Genomic DNA, 18924 nt, shown 5'->3' on the forward strand with positions numbered 1-18924 from the left:
GAGCTATGCGGAGGATGCGTGTGCCGAGTCAGGGTATCGCGGTGATCATGGTGGCAGCGGTCCTCGGCGGATGCGCGGAGGCCGGATCGGAGCGGTCCACCCCGCTCGTCGCCGAGTCCGGCGCGCCTGTGATCATCCCGGGTGGCCCGGGGGAGGCCGGTCGCACGGCGAGGCCCGGCGAACGTCTCGGGGAGTCCGAGGCGCGCGTCACCGCGGCCGACGTCAGGTTCGCCGAGGGCATGATCCCGCACCACCGGCAGGCGCTGGAGATGGCGGCACTGGTGCCGGCCCGGTCGTCCTCGCCGGTCCTGCGGAAGCTCGCCGAGCGGATCACCGCGGCGCAGCGGCCGGAGATCGCGGCCATGACCTCGTGGTTGAAGGCGGCCGGACGCCCCCCGGGCGAGCACGGCGGTCACGACGACCACGCTCTCCCGCTGGAGGAGATGAACCGGCTCAGGGCGGCCAGGGGGGCGGCCTTCGACACCCTTTTCTTGACCCTCATGATCACCCATCACGAGGCGGCGGTGACGATGGCGGGGCTCCAGTTGCGCGAGGGCACCGACCGGGTCATGCTGGCCACCGCCAAGGACGTCGTCTCCGGGCAGGGCATCGAGATCGCCCGGATGCGGGCCCTGCTCAAGCCCGGGACGTAGCCCCGAACCCGGGAGGCGGCCTCAAGCCGGGACGGGGCCTTCGACCCCGGACGACCCGGGGTGGGGCCCAACAGGCCGGGAACGGGGCCGGCGGCCCCGCCGGGAGGCCGTCACCGCGCGACCCGGCCGCCGGGGACCCGTCACGAGCTCCAGAGCATGTTGCTGAGCTCGGCGTCCAGATCCATGAAGTCGGTCTCGCGACCGGCGGGGACCAGCTCGTACGTCCGGTGCAGGAACTCCGTGAGCGGGGCCAGGGGCACCTCGAACAGGGCCTGCCCGAACGGCGACGTGAGGCTTATGTGCAGCGTGCGCTCGCCGTCGGCGCGCGCCGGCCACACCTGCACGTCCCCGTCGCCGACCCGCCGCACGATGCCGACCGTCAGCAACTCGCGAGCGAAGATCCACTCGACCGGTTCGTCGTTGCCCACGTGGAAGGCCATCCTGATCGCGTACGGATCACCGGCCGTGTAGCTGAGCCCGGCGAGCAAGGGGACGGTGGTACGGTCGGGGACCACAAGCCGAAGGCCTAGCTCGGCAGAGACGGTGGCGCTGTTCATCGTCAGCCAAACCTTTTTCGTCGTCGGTCCCCTCTGCGGGGCTTTCACTGCTCTCACTGCTTCGAAACGGCCTCGTTCCTCGCGAGCTACCACGCGGAACAAAGAAACCTGTAGGAAAGATTCCGCCTCCACGCCCTTCTGTAACACACATCACAGCGCGACATTTGGGCATCTACCTGGCTAAACATCACCAACAGGGCCGTATTTGCAAGGGTTTTGCGTCTCGTTTTGGTCACCGTCGACTCCCTGGCAGGGCGTCTCGGGTGATTCGGGTCGAGCGCGGGTCGTTCGGTGCTTCTACGGATCAGGACGATGCTATGACACCGTAGCCCCCCGCCGGATGCATCCTCGGACCTTTGCCTCCCGACCGTGTCGTCTTCCAAGATCATTTCGTTGGCGGATACCGCTTCGCGAGCACTCCCGGATTGCTGTATGGTTTTCCACGTCGGCACCGTGAGGGGCCGCACAGGGCGGGCGATTAGCTCAGCGGGAGAGCGCTTCGTTCACACCGAAGAGGTCACTGGTTCGATCCCAGTATCGCCCACACTAGCAAGTCGCAGGTCAGAGCCTCTTGGTTGACGTCAACCGGGGGGCTTTTTCCATGATCGGGCATCTCGCGCGGCGGGAGTCGCCGGGACGGGCCCGGGGCGGGGCGCGTCCCGCTTCCGGCGCGAGGCCCTCGAAGGCACGGGCGGAGGCGCCCTGATGCCCACAGGACGCCGGAACGGAGCCCCGCCCCCGTACGGGCTCCGTGAGAGCGCGTTCAGGACGCTGCGGCGCCCTCAGGGCCGAGCCGGGCCGGCCGGTGACGTCGCCCCCCTGGCGCGGGGCGACGGGCCCTCCCAGGAAGGGGCCCTCTCAGGAAGACCGCGGAAAGCTCCAGGCTTCCGCGACTTCGCGACTCCGGGGCGGCCGGATACGGCCAGGAGGCCTCGGGCTCCGCGATTCCAATGACGGCCGGGAGCGGCGGGGAGGGGCCTCGGGCTTCGCGACTCCGGTGACGGCCGGGAGCGGCCGGGAGGCATGCCGAGTGAGACGCCCGACTGTCGGTGGCCGGTGGCATCCTGGGGGACGTGAGAGCCCACGCGGTAAGCCCCCTGTTCGTCGGCCGCGCCGACGAGCTCGCCGTCCTGGAAGGCGCGCTCGCCAGGGCCCGCTCCGGATCGGCGTCGACCGTGTTCGTGGGAGGCGAGGCCGGGGTCGGCAAGACCCGCCTCGTCCGCGAGTTCACCGAGCGCACCGACGACACCCTGGTGCTGGTCGGCGGGTGCCTGGAGCTGGGCACCGACGGCCTCCCCTTCGCCCCCTTCACCGCGGTGCTGCGCAAACTCGCCCGTGACCTGGGCCACGACGGCGTCGCCGCGCTGCTGCCCGGCGGGGCGACGCGAGGGCTCGCCCGGTTGCTGCCGGAGTTCGGCGAGCCGGAGAGGGAGGGCGCCGAGGCGCGGGCCCGGCTCTTCGAGCAGATCCTGGGTCTGCTGGAGCGGCTCGCCGAGACCCGGCCGACGATCCTGGTCGTCGAGGACGCCCACTGGGCCGACCGCTCCACCCGCGACCTGCTGTCGTTCCTCGTCCGCTACCAGCGTCCCGACGTGCCCCTGCTGACCCTGGTCACCTACCGGGCCGACGAGCTGCACCGCACGCACCCCCTGCGCCCGCTGCTGGCCGAGCTGGGCCGGGTCGACTGGGTCACCCGGCTCGACCTGCGCAGGCTGAGCCGCCGGGAGGTGGGCCAGCAGGCCGCGAGCATCCTCGACGGCGGGCCGATCGCCGACATCGATCTGGTCTACGCGCGCAGCGAGGGAAACCCGCTGTTCGTCGAGGCGCTGCTCAGCGAGGGCGGGGGCGAGACACTGCCCGACTCGCTGCGCGACCTGCTGCTGGCCAGCGTCGAGCGCCTGCCGGAGGAGACCCAGGAGCTGATGCGGCTGGCCGCCGCCGGCGGGGCGAGGATCGAGCACGCGATGCTCTCGGCCGTCGCCGGGGCCGACGACGGCGAGCTCTCCCGCCTGCTGCGCCCGGCGGTGGCGGGCAACGTGCTCGTGGTCGACGGCGAGACGTACGCCTTCCGGCACGCCCTGATCCGCGAGGCCGTCCACGACGACCTGCTGCCCGGTGAGCGCACCCGCCTGCACACCCGTTTCGCCGAGGCCCTGGAGGGCGACCCCGGCATCCTGCCCGCACCCAGGTCGGCCATCGAGCTCGCCCACCACTGGCACGCCGCGCACAACCCCCTCTGGGCGCTGATCAGCGCGTGGCACGCGGCCGCGGCCGCCAGGAAGGCGGCGGCCTACGACGAGCAGCTGCGCATGCTGACCCGGGTGCTCGAGCTGTGGGAGGCGGTGCCCGACGCCGCGGAGCGGATCGCCGCCGACCACGTCGACGTGCTCCGGCAGGCCGTCACCGTGGCGCACCTGGCGGGGGAGTTCGAGCGGGGCATCTCCCTCGCCAAGGCGGCCCTGCGGGAGATCGACACCGCCACCGACCCGATCCGCGCGGCCCGGCTGCTGCGCCAGCGCGGGCTCGTCAGGTACGACCTCGGCAGGGACGGGTTCGTCGAAGATCTCCGCGCCGCCGCCGAGATCGTCCCGGCCGAGCCGCCGACCTCCCTGCGCGCCCAGGTCCTGGAGAATCTGTCGCGCGTGCTCAGCCACCCCGCCGACCGGGCCGAGAAGGAGGCGCTGGCCGAGGAGGCGATGCGCATCGCCCAGGAGGTCGGCGACGCCGACACCGAGGCCCACGCGCTCGTCACCCTCACCTGGGCCGGTTGCCATTGCGCCCGGACGGAGGAGCAGGTCGTCGCGTTCGCCCGGGCGCGGGAGATCGCGGGCCGGGCCCGCACCTACCACGCGCTGATGCGGGCCGTCATCTCCGAGTCCGACGCCCTGGAGGGGGCCGGATGGCACGAGCGGGCCGCCGAGGTCGCCCGCGGCGGCATCGCCGACGCCGAAGCGTACGGCCTGGCCCGCACGTCCGGCGCCTTCCTGGCGATCAACCTGGTCGAGCCCCTGGTCTCGCTGGGCCGCTGGGACGAGGCGTCCGAGGTGGTCGAGCGCGGCCTCGAGGTCACCCCGCCGGCCCCCTACCGCGCGAGCCTGCAGGCACTGGCCACCGACATCGCGCTGGCCCGCGGAGACCTCGACCGGGCCGAATCGCTCTTCCGGGCCTCGCGAGCCGTGTTCTCCAGGGGCATCTACCGGGACCAGACGACCCTGCCCCAGCTGCGCAGGGAGATCGAGCTGCTGGTGGCGCGCGGCAGACATGACGAGGCGTCCGCGCTCGTCGAGCGGACCCTGGACGAGCAGGACCTGGAGGCCACCCCCCGCTACGTCTGGCCGCTCCTCCTCGCCTGCCTGCGAGTGGGTGCGCCCTCGCCGCCCTCGCCGCCCCCGCTGCCCCGGCTACGCGCCGTGGCCGAGGGGATCGGCGTGGAAGGGGAGCTCCAGAGGGCGCACAGCCTCACCTTCACGGCCGAGGCCGCCCAGGCGGAAGGGGTGCTCGACCGGAGGGCGTGGGACGCGGCGGCCGCCGCCTGGGCCGCGCTCCGCCAGCCCTACGCCGAGGCCCGCGCCCTGCTCGGCGCGGCACGGGCCGCCGTCGCGGCGGGGGAGCGCGACGAGGCCGCGCTGAGCCTGCCCCGGGCGGCGGAGCTCGCGGCGCGCGTCGGGGCCCGGCCGCTCGCCGCCGAGATCGGCTCCCTGGCCAGGCGGGCTCGGATCCCGCTCTCCGGGGAACCCGCCTCCGCCGAACCGGTCCCCGAAGAGGCCGGGCTCGGGCTCACCGCGCGCGAGCACGAGGTGCTGGGCCTGGTGGCGACCGGCCGCAGCAACCGCGAGATAGCGGGGGAGCTGTTCATCTCGGCGAAGACCGTCAGCGTGCACGTCTCCAACATCCTCGCCAAGCTGGGCGCCGCCTCGCGCGGCGAGGCCGCGGCGACGGCACACCGGCTGCGCCTGTTCGAACGGTGAGCTTCGGAGGGTGAGACGTCGTCACGTCTCACAGTGCTATCCGTTAAGCCACATATTTCAGGCTAAATAGCCCAAAACGGCTCCTGCTTGGCGTCCTCCGTGTTCGCGGCCGAGCCGCACTTCCCCTGCCTCGGCGGGGTGCCCTCCGGCCCGGCCGGCCGCCACGAGGACGGTGTCGTGCGGGCCATGTCGTGCGGGCCGCGTCGCACGGACCGCTACGTGCGGACCGGGAGGTGCGGGTTCGCGAGTTTCGCCGGCCCGCTTCCACCACGCAAGCCGTTTCGCGCGGCGGCGTTTCCCGGACGTGTCGCCGGCCCCCGCCGCGTCGCCGGCATCCCCTCCGCCCCGCCGCGCGGGACCTCCCTGAAGGGGTTCGCGCCCCCCCGCGCACCGGCCCGGAACGGGGCCGGAAGGCCCCCGTGGCAGGCAGATCGGCCGGATCGCACGCGGGACCGTACGGCGAAGTAAGCCGCCTTTCTCGACCCGTTGACGCGGCCGTAGCACGTATGTAACATTTGGCCAGCGCAATGCAAAAATATTGCAAAGTCCTGTTAAATTCTCTCTGTTCTCCGCAACTTACGGCAGTGATGTGCTGCACCGGCACGTCCCTCCCACCCCTCCGGAGAGGCCCCAGGTGATGTCGTTCTCGGCATTGCGCGGCCGGTCGCCGCCACGGCGGCCCCGGTTGCGACCTTCATCGCCCCCGCGCCGACGCTGACCCGTAGCCGGCGGCAGGGCCGCCACGGCCCGCGCCCGGCAGAGCGTCCCGCGCCGCCGCCGCAGCCGGTCAGGGGCCCGCGATCCCGGACGCCTTCCATCCGGGGCCCTATCAACAAATCCGACAGATCAGACCAGATCCGACGTTCACCCATCGCTCGTCCCGCCGGTCGTCCCCACAGGAGGAACACCGGCGCACACGGCGACCAGCACCCCCCAGCGACGAACGAGGCACGGCCCGCGGATCGGCCCGCACAGGCCGTCCGGCCGGCCCGCCCGCCGGATTCCGGGGACCCGGAAGAAGCGGACATTCCGGGGACCCGGAAGAAGCGGACCGGGGATCCGCACCTCGTGGGCGAGGCACCCCCGGTGCCGAGCGCGTCGCGTGACGGAGGCCACGGCCTCCCTCCCGACCCTGTCGTTCCAGACGAGAGATAGAGGAACGCAATGAGAAAGCAGTACCTGGCGTTACGGCTGATGGCGGCGATGGCCGCGACCAGCCTGCTCGCCCTGGCCGGGGCGGTCGTCGCACCGGCCTCTGCGGCCGCCGGCCCCAACCTGGCGGCGGGCAAGCCGGCCTCGTCCAGCAGCGTCAACGCCCCCTACGGCGCGGGCAACGTCACCGACGGCAACGCCACCACCTACTGGGAGAGCAACAACAACGCCTTCCCGCAGTGGGTCCAGGTGGACCTCGGAGCCGCGGCCAGCGTCAACCAGGTCGTCCTGAAACTGCCGCCCGCGACGGCCTGGGAGACCAGGACGCAGACCCTGTCGGTGCTGGCGGGCACGAGCGCCACGCCCACCACGACGGTCGTGGGCTCGGCCGGCTACACCTTCAACCCGGCGACCGGCAACACGGTGACGATCAACTTCACCGCGACCAGCGCCCGCTACCTGCGGCTGAACCTCACCGCCAACACGGGCTGGCCCGCCGGTCAGATCTCCGAGTTCGAGGTGTACGGCCCCGTCAGCGGCGGTGACACGACGCCGCCGAGCACGCCGTCGAACCTGGCCTACACCGAGCCCGGCTCGGGCCAGATCAGGCTGACCTGGAACGCCTCGACCGACACCGTCGGCGTGACCGGTTACGACGTCTACGCCAACAACGCCCTGCGCGGCAGCGTGGCGGGCAACGTCCTGACCTACACCGACACCCAGCCGGCCACCGCGACGGTGTCCTACTACGTCAAGGCCAAGGACGCCGCGGGCAACCAGTCGGGCAACAGCAACACCGTCACCCGCCAGGGCAGCACGCCGACCGGGACGAACCTGGCCGTCGGCAAGGCGATCACCGCCTCCTCCTCGGTCTTCACGTTCGTGGCCACCAACGCCAACGACAACAACACGGCGACCTACTGGGAGGGCAACGGCGGCAGCTACCCCAACACGCTGACCGTCAGCCTCGGCGCGAACGCCTCCCTCAGCTCGGTCGTGCTGAAGCTGAACCCCGACAGCGCCTGGGGAACGCGCACGCAGAACATCCAGGTCCTCGGCCGCGCGCAGAGCTCGTCCACCTTCACCAGCCTTGTGGCGGCGGCGAACCACACCTTCAACCCCGCCTCCGGCAACACGGTGACGATCCCGGTCAGCGGCGCCTACGCCGACGTCCAGCTCAGGATCACCTCCAACACCGGCGCCCCCGCGGGCCAGGTCGCCGAGTTCCAGGTCATCGGCACCCCGGCGCCGAACCCGGACCTGACGATCACCGCTTTGACCGCGTCCCCCGCCTCCCCCGTCGAGACCGCCTCCGTCACGCTCTCGGCCACGGTGCGCAACGCCGGCTCGGCGGCCTCCGGCGCGACGAACGTCGACTTCTACCTGGGCACCACCAAGGTCGGCACCGCCGCGGTCGGCGCGCTGGCGGCCGGGGCGTCCACCACGGTGTCGGCCGTCGCCGGTCCGCGTGACGCGGGCAGCTACGCGCTGAGCGCCAAGGTCGACGAGGCCAACAGCGTCATCGAGCAGAACGAGTCGAACAACACCTTCGCGAGCTCCTCCCCGCTCGTGGTCACGCCGGTCAGCACCTCCGACCTGGTCGCCACGACCAGCTGGACCCCCGGCAACCCGTCCAACGGCGCCGTCGTCACCTTCTCCGTGGCGATCAGGAACCAGGGCACCCTGGCCTCCGCGAGCGGCGCCCACGGCATCACGCTGACCGTTCTCAACGAGTCGGGCACCGTCGTCCGTACCCTGACCGGCTCCCACACCGGCGTGATCGCGGCGGGCGCCACCACCGGTCCGGTGAACCTGGGCACCTGGACGGCGACCAACGGCAAGTTCACCGTCAGGACGGTCCTCGCCGACGACGCCAACGAGCTTCCGGTCAAGCGGGCCAACAACACCAGCACCCAGCCGTTCTTCGTCGGCCGCGGCGCCAACATGCCGTACGACATGTACGAGGCCGAGGACGCCGTCGTCGGCGGCGGGGCGGCCGTGGTCGGCCCCAACCGCGAGATCGGCCACGTGGCGGGCGAGGCGTCCGGCCGCAGGGCCGTGACGCTGAACAGCACGGGCAGCTACGTCGAGTTCACCACCAAGGCCAGCACCAACACCCTGGTCACCCGCTTCTCCATCCCCGACGCCCCGGGCGGCGGCGGCATCGACTCGACGCTGAACGTCTACGTCAACGGCACCTTCCTCAAGCCCATCAACCTGACGTCCAGGTATGCCTGGCTGTACGGCCCCGAGGCCGGTCCCAACAACTCGCCCGGCTCCGGCGGCCCGCGTCACATCTACGACGAGGCCAACGTCATGCTCGGGACCACCGTCCCGGCCGGCAGCAAGATCAGGCTCCAGAAGGACCCCGCCAACAGCACGACGTACGCGATCGACTTCATCAACACCGAGCAGGTCTCGCCGATCGCGAACCCCGACCCCGCCAGGTACACCACCCCCACCGGCTTCACCCACCAGGACGTGCAGAACGCCCTCGACCGGGTGCGGATGGACAACACCGGCAACCTGGTCGGCGTCTACCTGCCGGCGGGCACCTACCAGACGTCCAGCAAGTTCCAGGTCTACGGCAAGGCCGTCAAGGTGGTCGGCGCCGGCCCCTGGTACACCCAGTTCCGGGCGCCCGACAGCCAGGACAACACCGACGTCGGCTTCCGCGCCGAGGCCAGCGCGAACGGCTCGTCCTTCGCGAACTTCGCCTACTTCGGCAACTACACCTCGCGCATCGACGGCCCGGGCAAGGTGTTCGACTTCGCCAACGTCGCCGACGTGGTGATCGACAACATCTGGAACGAGCACATGGTCTGCCTCTACTGGGGCGCCAACACCGACCGGGTGACGATCAAGAACTCCCGCATCCGCAACATGTTCGCCGACGGCATCAACATGACCAACGGCAGCACGGACAACCTCGTCAGCAACAACGAGGCCCGCGCCACCGGTGACGACAGCTTCGCGCTGTTCTCGGCCATCGACGCCGGCGGCGCCGACATGAAGGGCAACGTCTACGAGAACCTGACGTCCATCCTGACCTGGCGGGCCGCGGGCGTTGCGGTCTACGGCGGGTACGACAACGTCTTCAGGAACATCTACATCGCCGACACGCTGGTCTACTCCGGCATCACGATCAGCTCGCTGGACTTCGGCTACCCGATGAACGGCTTCGGCGCCAGCCCGCCCACCAGGTTCGAGAACATCTCGATCGTCCGGGCCGGCGGTCACTTCTGGGGCCAGCAGGTCTTCCCGGCGATCTGGGTCTTCTCCGCCTCCAAGGTCTTCCAGGGCATCCGCGTCAGCAACGTGGACATCGTGGACCCGACCTACGGCGGCATCATGTTCCAGACCAACTACTCCGGAGGCCAGCCGCAGAACCCGGTCACCGACACGATCTTCACGAACGTCTCGATCACCGGTGCGAGGAAGAGCGGCGACGCCTTCGACGCCAAGTCCGGTTGGGCCATCTGGGCCAACGAGATGCCCGAGCCCGGTCAGGGCCCGGCGGTCGGCTCGGCCACGTTCAACAATCTCCAGATGAGCAACAACTTCCAGAACATCAAGAACACGACGTCGACCTTCACGATCAACGTCAACCCGTGATCCCGTGATCCCGTAAGAAGATCCCGTGATCCCGTAAGAAGAGCGCGGGAGAACCGCGGTGCCGGTGCCGCCGGGAGGTCCGACCCTCCCGGCGGCACCTTTCCCGTTCGGTTCCCCGCCGGGCGCGGGTGCCCGGGTCCCGCACGGTCCCGGCGGGCGCCGGTGTCCGGGTTCCGCACCGCCCCGAACAGCCCTGGGCGGCCTCGGGCGGCGTCCGTCCTTCCGGCCCGTTCGCCGCCGACCAGCAAGAAGATCCTCGTACAATGTCCCGATGGCTTCCCCCGAGAACGGCCCCGAGGTGAGCGACGCGTCGCGGGTCCTGCAGCGCGTCTTCGGCTACGACTCGTTCCGGGCGGGCCAGCAGGAGATCATCGAGCACGTCGTGTCCGGCGGCGACGCCCTCGTGCTCATGCCGACCGGCGGCGGCAAGTCGCTGTGCTACCAGATCCCCGCCCTCGTGCGGAAGGGCACCGGAGTGGTGATCTCGCCGCTCATCGCGCTCATGCAGGACCAGGTCGACGCCCTGACCGCGCTCGGCGTGCGGGCCGGGTTCCTCAACTCCACCCAGGACTTCGAGGAGCGCCGCGCCGTCGAGTCGGCCTTCCTGTCCGGCGAGCTGGACCTGCTCTACCTGGCGCCGGAGCGCCTGCGGGTCGACGCCACGCTGCGCCTGCTCGACAGCGGGGTGATCTCGCTGTTCGCCATCGACGAGGCGCACTGCGTGGCCCAGTGGGGGCACGACTTCCGGCCCGACTACCTCGCCCTGTCCGCGCTGCACGAGCGCTGGCCGGACGTGCCGCGCATCGCGCTGACCGCGACGGCCACCGAGGCCACCCACGCCGAGATCGCCTCCCGCCTGAACCTGGAGGGGGCCCGCCACTTCGTGGCGAGCTTCGACCGCCCCAACATCCAGTACCGCATCGCCCCCAAGAACGAGCCCAAGCGGCAGCTGCTGGAGCTGCTGCGCACCGAGCACGCCGGGGACGCGGGCATCGTCTACTGCCTGTCGCGCAACTCGGTCGAGAAGATCGCCGAGTTCCTGGTGCAGAACGGCATCGAGGCGCTGCCCTACCACGCGGGGCTCGACGCCCGGGTCCGCGCGGCCAACCAGGCGCGCTTCCTGCGCGAGGACGGCCTCGTCATGGTCGCCACCATCGCGTTCGGCATGGGGATCGACAAGCCCGACGTGCGCTTCGTCGCCCACCTCGACCTGCCCAAGTCCGTCGAGGGCTATTACCAGGAGACCGGCAGGGCCGGGCGTGACGGCCTGCCCTCCACCGCGTGGCTCGCCTACGGTCTCCAGGACGTCGTGCAGCAGCGCAAGATGATCGACACCTCCGAGGGTGACGACGCCCACCGCCGCCGCCTCGCCGCCCACCTGGACGCCATGCTCGCCCTGTGCGAGGCGGTCGAGTGCCGCCGCGCGCGGCTGCTCGCCTACTTCGGCCAGCAGGGCACCGCCTGCGGCAACTGCGACACCTGCCTGTCGCCGCCTGAGTCGTGGGACGGCACGGTCGCCGCGCAGAAGGTCCTGTCGACCGTGTTCCGGCTCATGCGCGAGCGCCGCCAGAAGTTCGGCGCCGGCCAGATCATCGACATCCTCCTCGGCAGGAAGACGGCCAAGGTCATCCAGCACGACCACGACGGCCTGACGGTGTTCGGCATCGGCACGGAGCTGAGCGAGGCCGAGTGGCGCGGAGTGGTGCGCCAGCTGCTGGCCCAGGGGCTGCTCGCCGTCGAGGGCGACTACGGCACGCTGGTGCTGACCGAGGCGAGCGCGGAGGTCCTGGGCCGCAAACGCCAGGTCCCGCTGCGGCGCGAGCCGGAGAAGGCGCCCAGGGCCGCCAGGGCCTCCACGTCGTCCAAATCCTCCACCTCGCGCCGGGCCGAGCCCGTCGAGATGCCGGAGGAGGCGATGCCGGTGTTCGAGCTGCTGCGTGCCTGGCGTGGAGCCACCGCGAAGGAGCAGGGCGTGCCCGCGTACGTGATCTTCCACGACGCGACCCTGCGCGAGATCGCGACCAGGGTCCCCTCGTCGCTGGCCGAGCTGGGCACGATCAGCGGGATCGGGGAGAACAAGCTGGCCAAGTACGGTCAGCAGGTCCTCGACACCCTCGCGGGATCCGGCCGGGAATCCGGTGGCGGCGAGGAAGCCCTTCTGGAGTTCCCCTGAGGTAGAATCAGGCGAATTCGGGCCTGATGGCCCGCGCAGTGAGACGCATATAGGAGCCTGGAGGCTGTCGTCCGCCTCCGGGCTTCTCGCGTTGGCGGATCCCCCCGTGGCTGCGAACTCCCGAAAGAGGACGATCGTTGGCTGACAGAAGGAACGATCCGGTGGTGGTCGTCGGCCTCGGCCGCTTCGGCAGCTCCCTCGCGGTCGAGCTGTTCCGCAGGGGCACCGAGGTGCTGGCCATCGACAGCCGCCCCAAGGTGGTGCAGAGCCTGGCGGGAAAGCTCACCCACGTCGTCGTCGCCGACTCCACCGACATCGAGGCGCTGCGGCAGATGGGGGTGCCCGATTTCTACCGGGCGGTGGTCGCCATCGGCACCGACCTGGAGGCCAGCATCCTCACCACCTCCCTGCTCGTCGAGCTGGAGATCGATGACGTCTGGGCCAAGGCGGTCAGCCGCGAGCACGGCCGCATCCTGGAGCGGGTCGGCGCCCACCACGTGATCCTCCCCGAGCACGACATGGGGGAGCGGCTCGCCCACCTGCTCAACGGGCGGATGCTCGACTACATGGAGGTGGACGGCGACTACGCGGTGGTCAAGACCCGCCCGCCCCGCGAGTACGTCGGCGTGCCCCTGGGCGAGTCCAACCTGCGTCGCAAGTACGGCGTGACCGTGGTCTGCGTGAAGGGCCAGTACGACGAGTTCACCTACGCCGACGCCGGAACGGTGCTGGGGTACGGGGACGTGATCGTCATCGCGGGCAAGATCGAGCAGGTGGAGCGGTTCACCGAGCTGCCCTGAGCCTCCCGGGCCCCGTCCGGTCCCGCCGTGCTCTCGTGCCCTCCCGTCGTGTCCTCCCGTGAGGTCGACGGTCGCCACCCCGCCGGCGAGGCAGCCCAGCCCGGTCCAGCCCAAGGCCATCGCCAGGATCAATCCGGCGCGCGAGCCCGGGCGGAGGCGGCGGCTTCCGCCGGCCGATCACCGAACTCGGCTGATCGCGATCTGTCGCTCGGGTAATAGACTGGGCGAACATTACTAGAATGGAGTTCGGTAGCGATGCGATTCGGACTTTTCCTCAGCGGCTCCCAGAAACCGGACGCGTTCGGCGACCTGCGGGAGCGGATCGCCCGCGGGGCCGATGACGGCTTCTCCTCCGTGTGGATGTCCCACACGTTCGACCTCGACACTCTGACCGCGCTCGCCGTGGTCGGAAGCCAGGTGCCCGGAATCGAACTCGGCACCGCCGTCGTCCCGACCTACCCGCGCCACCCGGCGGCCCTCGCCCAGCAGGCGCTCACCGTCAACGCCGCCCTCGACGGGCGGCTCGCCCTCGGCATCGGGCTCTCGCACCAGATCGTGATCGAGGGCATGTACGGCATGAGCTTCGAGCGGCCCGCCCGCCACATGCGCGAGTACCTGTCGATCCTGATGCCGCTCGTGCGCGGGGAGAACGCGTCCTTCGAGGGGGAGACCCTCACGGGACGGCTGGGACTGAACACGCCGGGGCCGAGGGACATGCCCGTGCTCATCGCCGCCCTGGCCCCGAGGATGCTCAAGCTGGCCGGGGAGGTGGCCGACGGCACCGTGCTGTGGATGACCGGCGCCAGGACGGTGGCCGAGCACGTGGCGCCCGCCGTCACCGAGGCCGCCCGGGCCGCCGGGCGGCCCGCGCCGAGGATCGTGTGCGCGCTGCCCGTCTGCGTCACCGACGACGCCGAGGCGGCCAGGGCGCTGGCCGCCGAGCGGTTCGAGATCTACGGTCAGTTGCCGTCGTACCGGGCCGTGCTCGACAGGGAGGGCGCCGAGGGACCGGCGGACGTGGCGATCATCGGCGACGAGGACGAGGTGTCGGCGCGGATCGAGACGCTCGCCAAGGCCGGGGTCACCGACTTCGTCGCCGCGGAGTTCTCCCGGGGCACCCGGACGAGGGAGTTCCTCAAGAGCCTCCTCTGAGGGTCCTGCCTTCTCTGAGGGCTCGGCCGCTCCTGAGAGCTCTGCCGCTCCTGAGAGTTCTGCCGCTCCTGAGAGCTCTGCCGCCGCGTCCGCGAATTTTTGCCGCGCGACGGCCCCCCGGGTGGACGGCACTCCCCTCCGGGTGAGGGCCCGCTCCTCGGCGGGAGGGCCCGCCCCGCTCAGACGCCGAAGGCGCTCAGGGCCGCCCAGGCCGTTCCCGCGCCGGTGACGGCCCCGGCGGCGACCTGGGCGGGCGTGTGATGGGTGAGCCTGACCCGCGCCCAGCACACCATCGCCACGACCAGCGCGCCCGCGACCAGCGTGGGCACGGCGGGCAGCACGTGGGCCAGCACCACCACGGTGCCCGCCGACACGGCCGCGTGGAAGGAGATCTTCCACCAGAGGGTGATCGGGACCGTCACCGCGAGCGCGGCCAGCATCGCGGTCACGGTGGCCACCAGAAGCCGGGGAGCGCCCAGCAGGATCAGCAGCGTCAGCGCGACGACCACCGAGGCGACCGCCACCAGCAGCGGGACCGTACGACTCGCCCGGTCGACCAGATGATGGGAGTCGAGGCGCCCGGAACGGACCCCGTTCAGGATCACCAGGGCCGGGATCCCGCCGCACAGGGCCGAGGCCACCAGGCCCCAGACCGCGCCAGGCCAGCCGTCGGCCATCAGCCCGACGAGCGGGGGCAGCCCGATGACCAGCACCTGCGGCGCGAACAGCCCGGTCACCCACCGGGCCGCCGCCCCCGCCGTGCTCTCACCGTCGCCCGCCATCTCCTGACCGGTCATCTCAATCCTTCCAGCGCGGAGACCCCGCTCCCGAGCTTGCCGGTGAGGGGGCCGGCCCGCCCGCGTCGACATGAGGCCTGCGGGACCTGTGGGGCCCGTGAGGCCACCCTGTCAGCTGAGGGGCCCGGGGACGAACATCCACGGGCCCCTGCGGCCCCAGGGTCACGCGGGCTGGTCGCGACGGCGCCCCCGGCGCCCCGGACAGCGACCGGCAGCGCCCCGGGCAGGCGCCCCGGAGAGTGACCCGGCGCACCCGCGAGGGCGGCGGTCAGTCGTTGGCGTGCAGGGTGCTGTTGAGCTCCACACCCGTCCCCCGGCGGGGCACGGCCTCGACCGCGCCCGAGGTGGAGTTGCGGCGGAACAGCAGGCCGGAGGCGCCGGAGAGCTCGGCCGCCTTGACCACCCGCCCCTCGGGCAGGGCCACCTTGGTCCCGGCGGTGACGTACAGGCCCGCCTCCACGACGCAGTCGTCGCCCAGGGAGATGCCGACGCCGCTGTTGGCGCCCAGCAGGCAGCGCCGCCCGATGGAGATGACCTGCTTGCCGCCGCCGGACAGGGTGCCCATGATCGAGGCGCCGCCGCCGACGTCAGAGCCGTCGCCCACGACGACGCCCGCCGAGATACGGCCCTCGACCATGGAGGTGCCGAGCGTCCCGGCGTTGAAGTTGACGAAGCCCTCGTGCATCACGGTCGTGCCGCTCGCCAGGTGCGCGCCGAGACGGACCCGGTCGGCCTCGGCGATCCGGACGCCGGTGGGCACCACGTAGTCGACCATCCGGGGGAACTTGTCCACGCCGTAGACGGTCACCTGCCCCCGGGCGCGCAGGCGGAGCCGCACCTCCTCGAAGCCCTCGACGGCGCACGGGCCGTGGTTGGTCCACACCACGTTGCTGAGCAGGCCGAACAGCCCGTCCAGGTTCTGGCCGTGCGGCTGGACGAGACGCGCCGACAGCAGGTGCAGGCGCAGGTAGGCGTCGTGGGCGTCGGCCGGTGCCTCCGACAGCTTGGTGATGCCGGTGCGTACCGCGACCACCTCCACGCCGCGGTCCTCGTCGGGACCGAGCAGCGCGGCGACCCCGGAACCGAGCTCCTCGGCCGCCTCCTGTTCGGTCAGCCGCCTGGTGCCCGGCGAGGAGGGCTCGCCCAGCTGTGGGGACGGGAACCACGTGTCGAGCACGGTTCCGCCGGAGGTGATGGTCGCGATGCCGGCCGCGTGCGCGCCGGAGATCTGGGCTGCTGCGTTCACGCCGACCAAGCCTAGCCAAAGTGGCCGCAATGGCAGTACGCCCAGGGAGCGTCGGACGTGTGCTGGCGGTGCCCGCCGGTTAGCGTGGCCGCCATGTTGCAGGGGATCGACGTGTCGAACTGGCAGGGCGCCGTGAACTGGGGCGCGTACGCGAGGGGCGGGGTCTCCTTCGCCTTCGCCAAGGCGAGCGAGGGGAGCACCTTCACCGACAAGTGGTTCGGCACCAACTGGAACGGCATGCGCGAGAGCTGGATCGTCTGCGGCGCCTACCACTTCGCCCGTCCCGCGGGGGACCCCGAGGCGCAGGCGGTGCACTTCCTGCGGATCGTGCAGCGGGCCGGCGGGCTGCGCCGGGGGGACCTGCTCGCGCTCGACCTGGAGACCAACGACCACCTCCCGGCGCCCCGGGTGGCGCGGTTCGCCCGCAGCTGGTGCCAGGCGATCGTCGCGCTCTCGGGGGTCAGGCCGGTGATCTACACGTTCCTGTCGTTCGCGCGCAACGGCAACTGCGCCGGGCTGGAGCCCTACCCGCTGTGGATCGCCGCTCCCGACCACCCCCGGGGCAGACCGGAGGTGCCGAGGCCGTGGGACAAATGGACGATCCACCAGCACTCGAACAAACCCGTTGATCGCAACGTCTTCCGCGGCACCCGGGCCGAGCTGACCTCCCTGGGCTACCGCCGGAGCCGCAAGGCCTGAGAAATCGCGTTGCCGACACCGGTAGCATCGATTCCAGACCATCCATCGACGTCTCCCAGGGAGCAACCGTGTCCGCCGTGCCAGAACTGCGTATCACCCTCGCCGGAGCCGCGCGTGTGGTGGCGGGAGGCACGACGTACGGGGAGGCGCTGGAGGCGGACGGCCGCTCGGTGGTCGCCGCCCGCGCCAACGGCGAGCTGAAGGACCTCGCGGCCCCGGTGGCCGAGGGTGACGTGATCGAGCCGGTCCCCGCGGGCAGCCCCGACGGGCGCGCCATCGTCCGCCACTCCACCGCGCACGTCATGGCCCAGGCCGTCCAGGAGATCTTCCCCGACGCCAGGCTGGGCATCGGCCCGCCGGTCGAGAACGGCTTCTACTACGACTTCGACGTCAAGGAGCCGTTCACCCCCGACGACCTCAAGCGCGTCGAGAAGCGCATGCGCGAGATCGTCAAGCAGGGGCAGCTCTTCTCCCGCAGGCCCGTCTCCGACGAGCAGGCCGCCGAGGAGCTCGCCTCGGAGCCGTACAAGCTGGAGCTGATCGGCCTCAAGGGCGGCGCGGCCGACGAGGAGAGCGTCGAGGTGGGCGGGGGCGAGCTGACCATCTACGACAACCTCGACGCCAAGACCGGCGAGCTGCGCTGGAAGGACCTGTGCCGCGGCCCCCACGTGCCGACCACCCGGTCCATCCCGGCGTTCAAGCTGATGCGCTCGGGCGGCGCCTACTGGCGGGGCAGCGAGAAGAACCCGCAGCTGCAGCGGATCTACGGCACCGCGTGGGAGTCGCGCGAGAAGCAGGACGAATACCTCCACCTGCTGGAGGAGGCCGAGAAGCGCGACCACCGCAAGCTGGGCGCCGAGCTCGACCTGTTCTCCTTCCCCGACGAGCTGGGCTCGGGCCTGCCGGTCTTCCATCCCAAGGGCGGCGTGATCCGCCGCGTGATGGAGGACTACTCGCGCAAGCGGCACGAGGAGGCGGGATACTCCTTCGTCAACACCCCGCACATCACCAAGGAGGGGCTCTACAAGCTCTCCGGCCACCTCGACTGGTACGCCGACGGCATGTTCCCCCCCATGGAGCTGGAGGGGGCCAAGTACTACCTCAAGCCGATGAACTGCCCGATGCACAACCTGATCTTCCGGTCGCGCGGGCGCTCCTACCGCGAGCTGCCGCTGCGGTTGTTCGAATTCGGGACGGTCTACCGCTACGAGAAGTCCGGCGTGGTGCACGGCCTGACCCGGGTGCGCGGCCTCACCCAGGACGACGCGCACATCTACTGCACCCGCGAGCAGATGCGCGACGAGCTGAAGTCGCTGCTGCGCTTCGTGCTCGACCTGCTGCGCGACTACGGTCTCGAGGACTTCTACCTGGAGCTGTCGACCAAGGACCCGGTCAAGTTCGTCGGCAGCGACGAGGACTGGGAGGAGGCGACCGAGACCCTGCGTGAGGTCGCCGAGTCGGAGAAGCTGGAGCTGGTGCTCGACCCGGGCGGCGCGGCGTTCTACGGGCCGAAGATCTCCGTCCAGGCCCGCGACGCGATCGGCAGGACCTGGCAGATGTCGACGATCCAGCTCGACTTCAACCTGCCGCAGCTCTTCGATCTGGAGTATCAGGCGACCGGCGGCTCCCGGCAGCAGCCCGTCATGATCCACCGGGCGCTGTTCGGCTCGATCGAGCGCTTCTTCGGCGTCCTGGTCGAGCACTACGCGGGCGCGTTCCCCCCCTGGCTCGCGCCGGTCCAGGTGGTCGGCATCCCGATCGCCGAGGCCCACGCGCCCTACCTCCAGGACCTGGCCAAGAAGGCCCGCGAGCGGGGCATCAGGATCGAGGTCGACGCCTCCGACGACCGCATGCAGAAGAAGATCCGCAACGCGCAGCGGTCCAAGGTGCCCTTCATGCTCCTGGCGGGCGACGACGACATCGCGGGCGGCGCGGTCTCCTTCCGCTTCCGCAACGGCGAGCAGAAGAACGGGGTGCCGGTCGACGAGGCGATCGCCGAGATCGCCGACGCGATCGAGCGCCGGGTCCAGGTCTGAACCTCCCCGTGGGGGGGGGGGGGGGGCCCCCCGGGGGGGGGTGGGGGGGGTGCGGCCCCCCGCCGGCGGTACGGGG

11 protein-coding genes and 1 tRNA gene are annotated in these 18924 nt (G+C 71.3%); 9 read left to right on the forward strand and 3 right to left on the reverse strand.

Annotation, left to right across the window (positions count from 1 at the left end; translation table 11 throughout):
- The first annotated feature begins 20 nt into the window (after positions 1-20).
- Entirely contained in the window at positions 21-653 is a 633-nt protein-coding gene (locus tag AB0G15_RS26230) for a DUF305 domain-containing protein (RefSeq protein WP_362844677.1), read from the forward strand.
- Between the two features lie 140 nt (positions 654-793).
- Here AB0G15_RS26230 and AB0G15_RS26235 read toward each other — a convergent pair whose 3' ends face one another.
- Complete coding sequence (locus tag AB0G15_RS26235) at positions 794-1210, reverse strand: SsgA family sporulation/cell division regulator (protein WP_184547867.1); 417 nt, start codon at positions 1208-1210, stop codon at positions 794-796.
- A gap of 472 nt (positions 1211-1682) precedes the next feature.
- Between AB0G15_RS26235 and AB0G15_RS26240 the strand changes: the two genes are divergently transcribed.
- The 6 genes from AB0G15_RS26240 to AB0G15_RS26265 all read left to right on the forward strand — a co-directional run bounded on the left by AB0G15_RS26240 (position 1683) and on the right by AB0G15_RS26265 (position 14070).
- Positions 1683-1754, forward strand: a tRNA-Val gene (locus AB0G15_RS26240).
- Between the two features lie 529 nt (positions 1755-2283).
- Positions 2284-5178 carry an AAA family ATPase gene (locus AB0G15_RS26245; RefSeq protein ID WP_362844679.1) on the forward strand — a complete coding sequence of 965 codons (2895 nt, stop codon included), beginning with the start codon at positions 2284-2286 and terminating at the stop codon, positions 5176-5178.
- A gap of 1164 nt (positions 5179-6342) precedes the next feature.
- The gene (locus AB0G15_RS26250; protein WP_362844681.1) at positions 6343-9945 is read left to right on the forward strand and encodes a CARDB domain-containing protein; all 3603 of its coding nucleotides are present in this window, start codon (positions 6343-6345) and stop codon (positions 9943-9945) included.
- A 271-nt stretch (positions 9946-10216) separates the two neighbouring features.
- Complete coding sequence (gene recQ, locus AB0G15_RS26255) at positions 10217-12118, forward strand: DNA helicase RecQ (protein WP_362844683.1); 1902 nt, start codon at positions 10217-10219, stop codon at positions 12116-12118.
- Positions 12119-12255: 137 nt separating this feature from the next.
- Positions 12256-12918 carry a TrkA family potassium uptake protein gene (locus AB0G15_RS26260; RefSeq protein WP_362844685.1) on the forward strand — a complete coding sequence of 221 codons (663 nt, stop codon included), beginning with the start codon at positions 12256-12258 and terminating at the stop codon, positions 12916-12918.
- Between the two features lie 255 nt (positions 12919-13173).
- The gene (locus AB0G15_RS26265; RefSeq protein WP_362844687.1) at positions 13174-14070 is read left to right on the forward strand and encodes a TIGR03564 family F420-dependent LLM class oxidoreductase; all 897 of its coding nucleotides are present in this window, start codon (positions 13174-13176) and stop codon (positions 14068-14070) included.
- Between the two features lie 179 nt (positions 14071-14249).
- Here AB0G15_RS26265 and AB0G15_RS26270 read toward each other — a convergent pair whose 3' ends face one another.
- Both AB0G15_RS26270 and dapD read right to left on the reverse strand, forming a co-directional pair.
- On the reverse strand, positions 14250-14867 hold the full coding sequence (locus tag AB0G15_RS26270; RefSeq protein WP_362844689.1) for a hypothetical protein: 618 nt from the start codon (positions 14865-14867) through the stop codon (positions 14250-14252).
- A 268-nt stretch (positions 14868-15135) separates the two neighbouring features.
- Positions 15136-16113 carry a 2,3,4,5-tetrahydropyridine-2,6-dicarboxylate N-succinyltransferase gene (gene dapD, locus AB0G15_RS26275; protein WP_362844691.1) on the reverse strand — a complete coding sequence of 326 codons (978 nt, stop codon included), beginning with the start codon at positions 16111-16113 and terminating at the stop codon, positions 15136-15138.
- 93 nt (positions 16114-16206) lie between these two features.
- Here dapD and AB0G15_RS26280 point away from each other — a divergent pair, with 93 nt between their 5' ends.
- Together AB0G15_RS26280 and thrS are read left to right on the forward strand one after the other, a co-directional pair.
- The gene (locus AB0G15_RS26280) at positions 16207-16812 is read left to right on the forward strand and encodes a glycoside hydrolase family 25 protein (RefSeq protein ID WP_362844693.1); all 606 of its coding nucleotides are present in this window, start codon (positions 16207-16209) and stop codon (positions 16810-16812) included.
- Between the two features lie 68 nt (positions 16813-16880).
- Positions 16881-18848, forward strand: a complete 1968-nt coding sequence (gene thrS, locus AB0G15_RS26285; protein WP_362844695.1) for a threonine--tRNA ligase — start codon at positions 16881-16883, stop codon at positions 18846-18848.
- Positions 18849-18924 lie beyond the last annotated feature (76 nt).

The organism is Streptosporangium sp. NPDC023825, from assembly GCF_040639575.1.
In the GTDB taxonomy this organism is placed as follows: domain Bacteria; phylum Actinomycetota; class Actinomycetes; order Streptosporangiales; family Streptosporangiaceae; genus Streptosporangium.

What these genes read in the sequence shown, in the direction of transcription:
- AB0G15_RS26235 (WP_184547867.1), bottom strand. Translation starts at nt 1,210, where the DNA reads ATGAACAGCGCCACCGTCTCTGCCGAGCTAGGCCTTCGGCTTGTGGTC.
- AB0G15_RS26250 (WP_362844681.1), top strand. Translation starts at nt 6,343, where the DNA reads ATGAGAAAGCAGTACCTGGCGTTACGGCTGATGGCGGCGATGGCCGCG.
- recQ (WP_362844683.1), top strand. Translation starts at nt 10,217, where the DNA reads ATGGCTTCCCCCGAGAACGGCCCCGAGGTGAGCGACGCGTCGCGGGTC.
- AB0G15_RS26265 (WP_362844687.1), top strand. Translation starts at nt 13,174, where the DNA reads ATGCGATTCGGACTTTTCCTCAGCGGCTCCCAGAAACCGGACGCGTTC.
- AB0G15_RS26270 (WP_362844689.1), bottom strand. Translation starts at nt 14,867, where the DNA reads ATGACCGGTCAGGAGATGGCGGGCGACGGTGAGAGCACGGCGGGGGCG.
- AB0G15_RS26280 (WP_362844693.1), top strand. Translation starts at nt 16,207, where the DNA reads ATGTTGCAGGGGATCGACGTGTCGAACTGGCAGGGCGCCGTGAACTGG.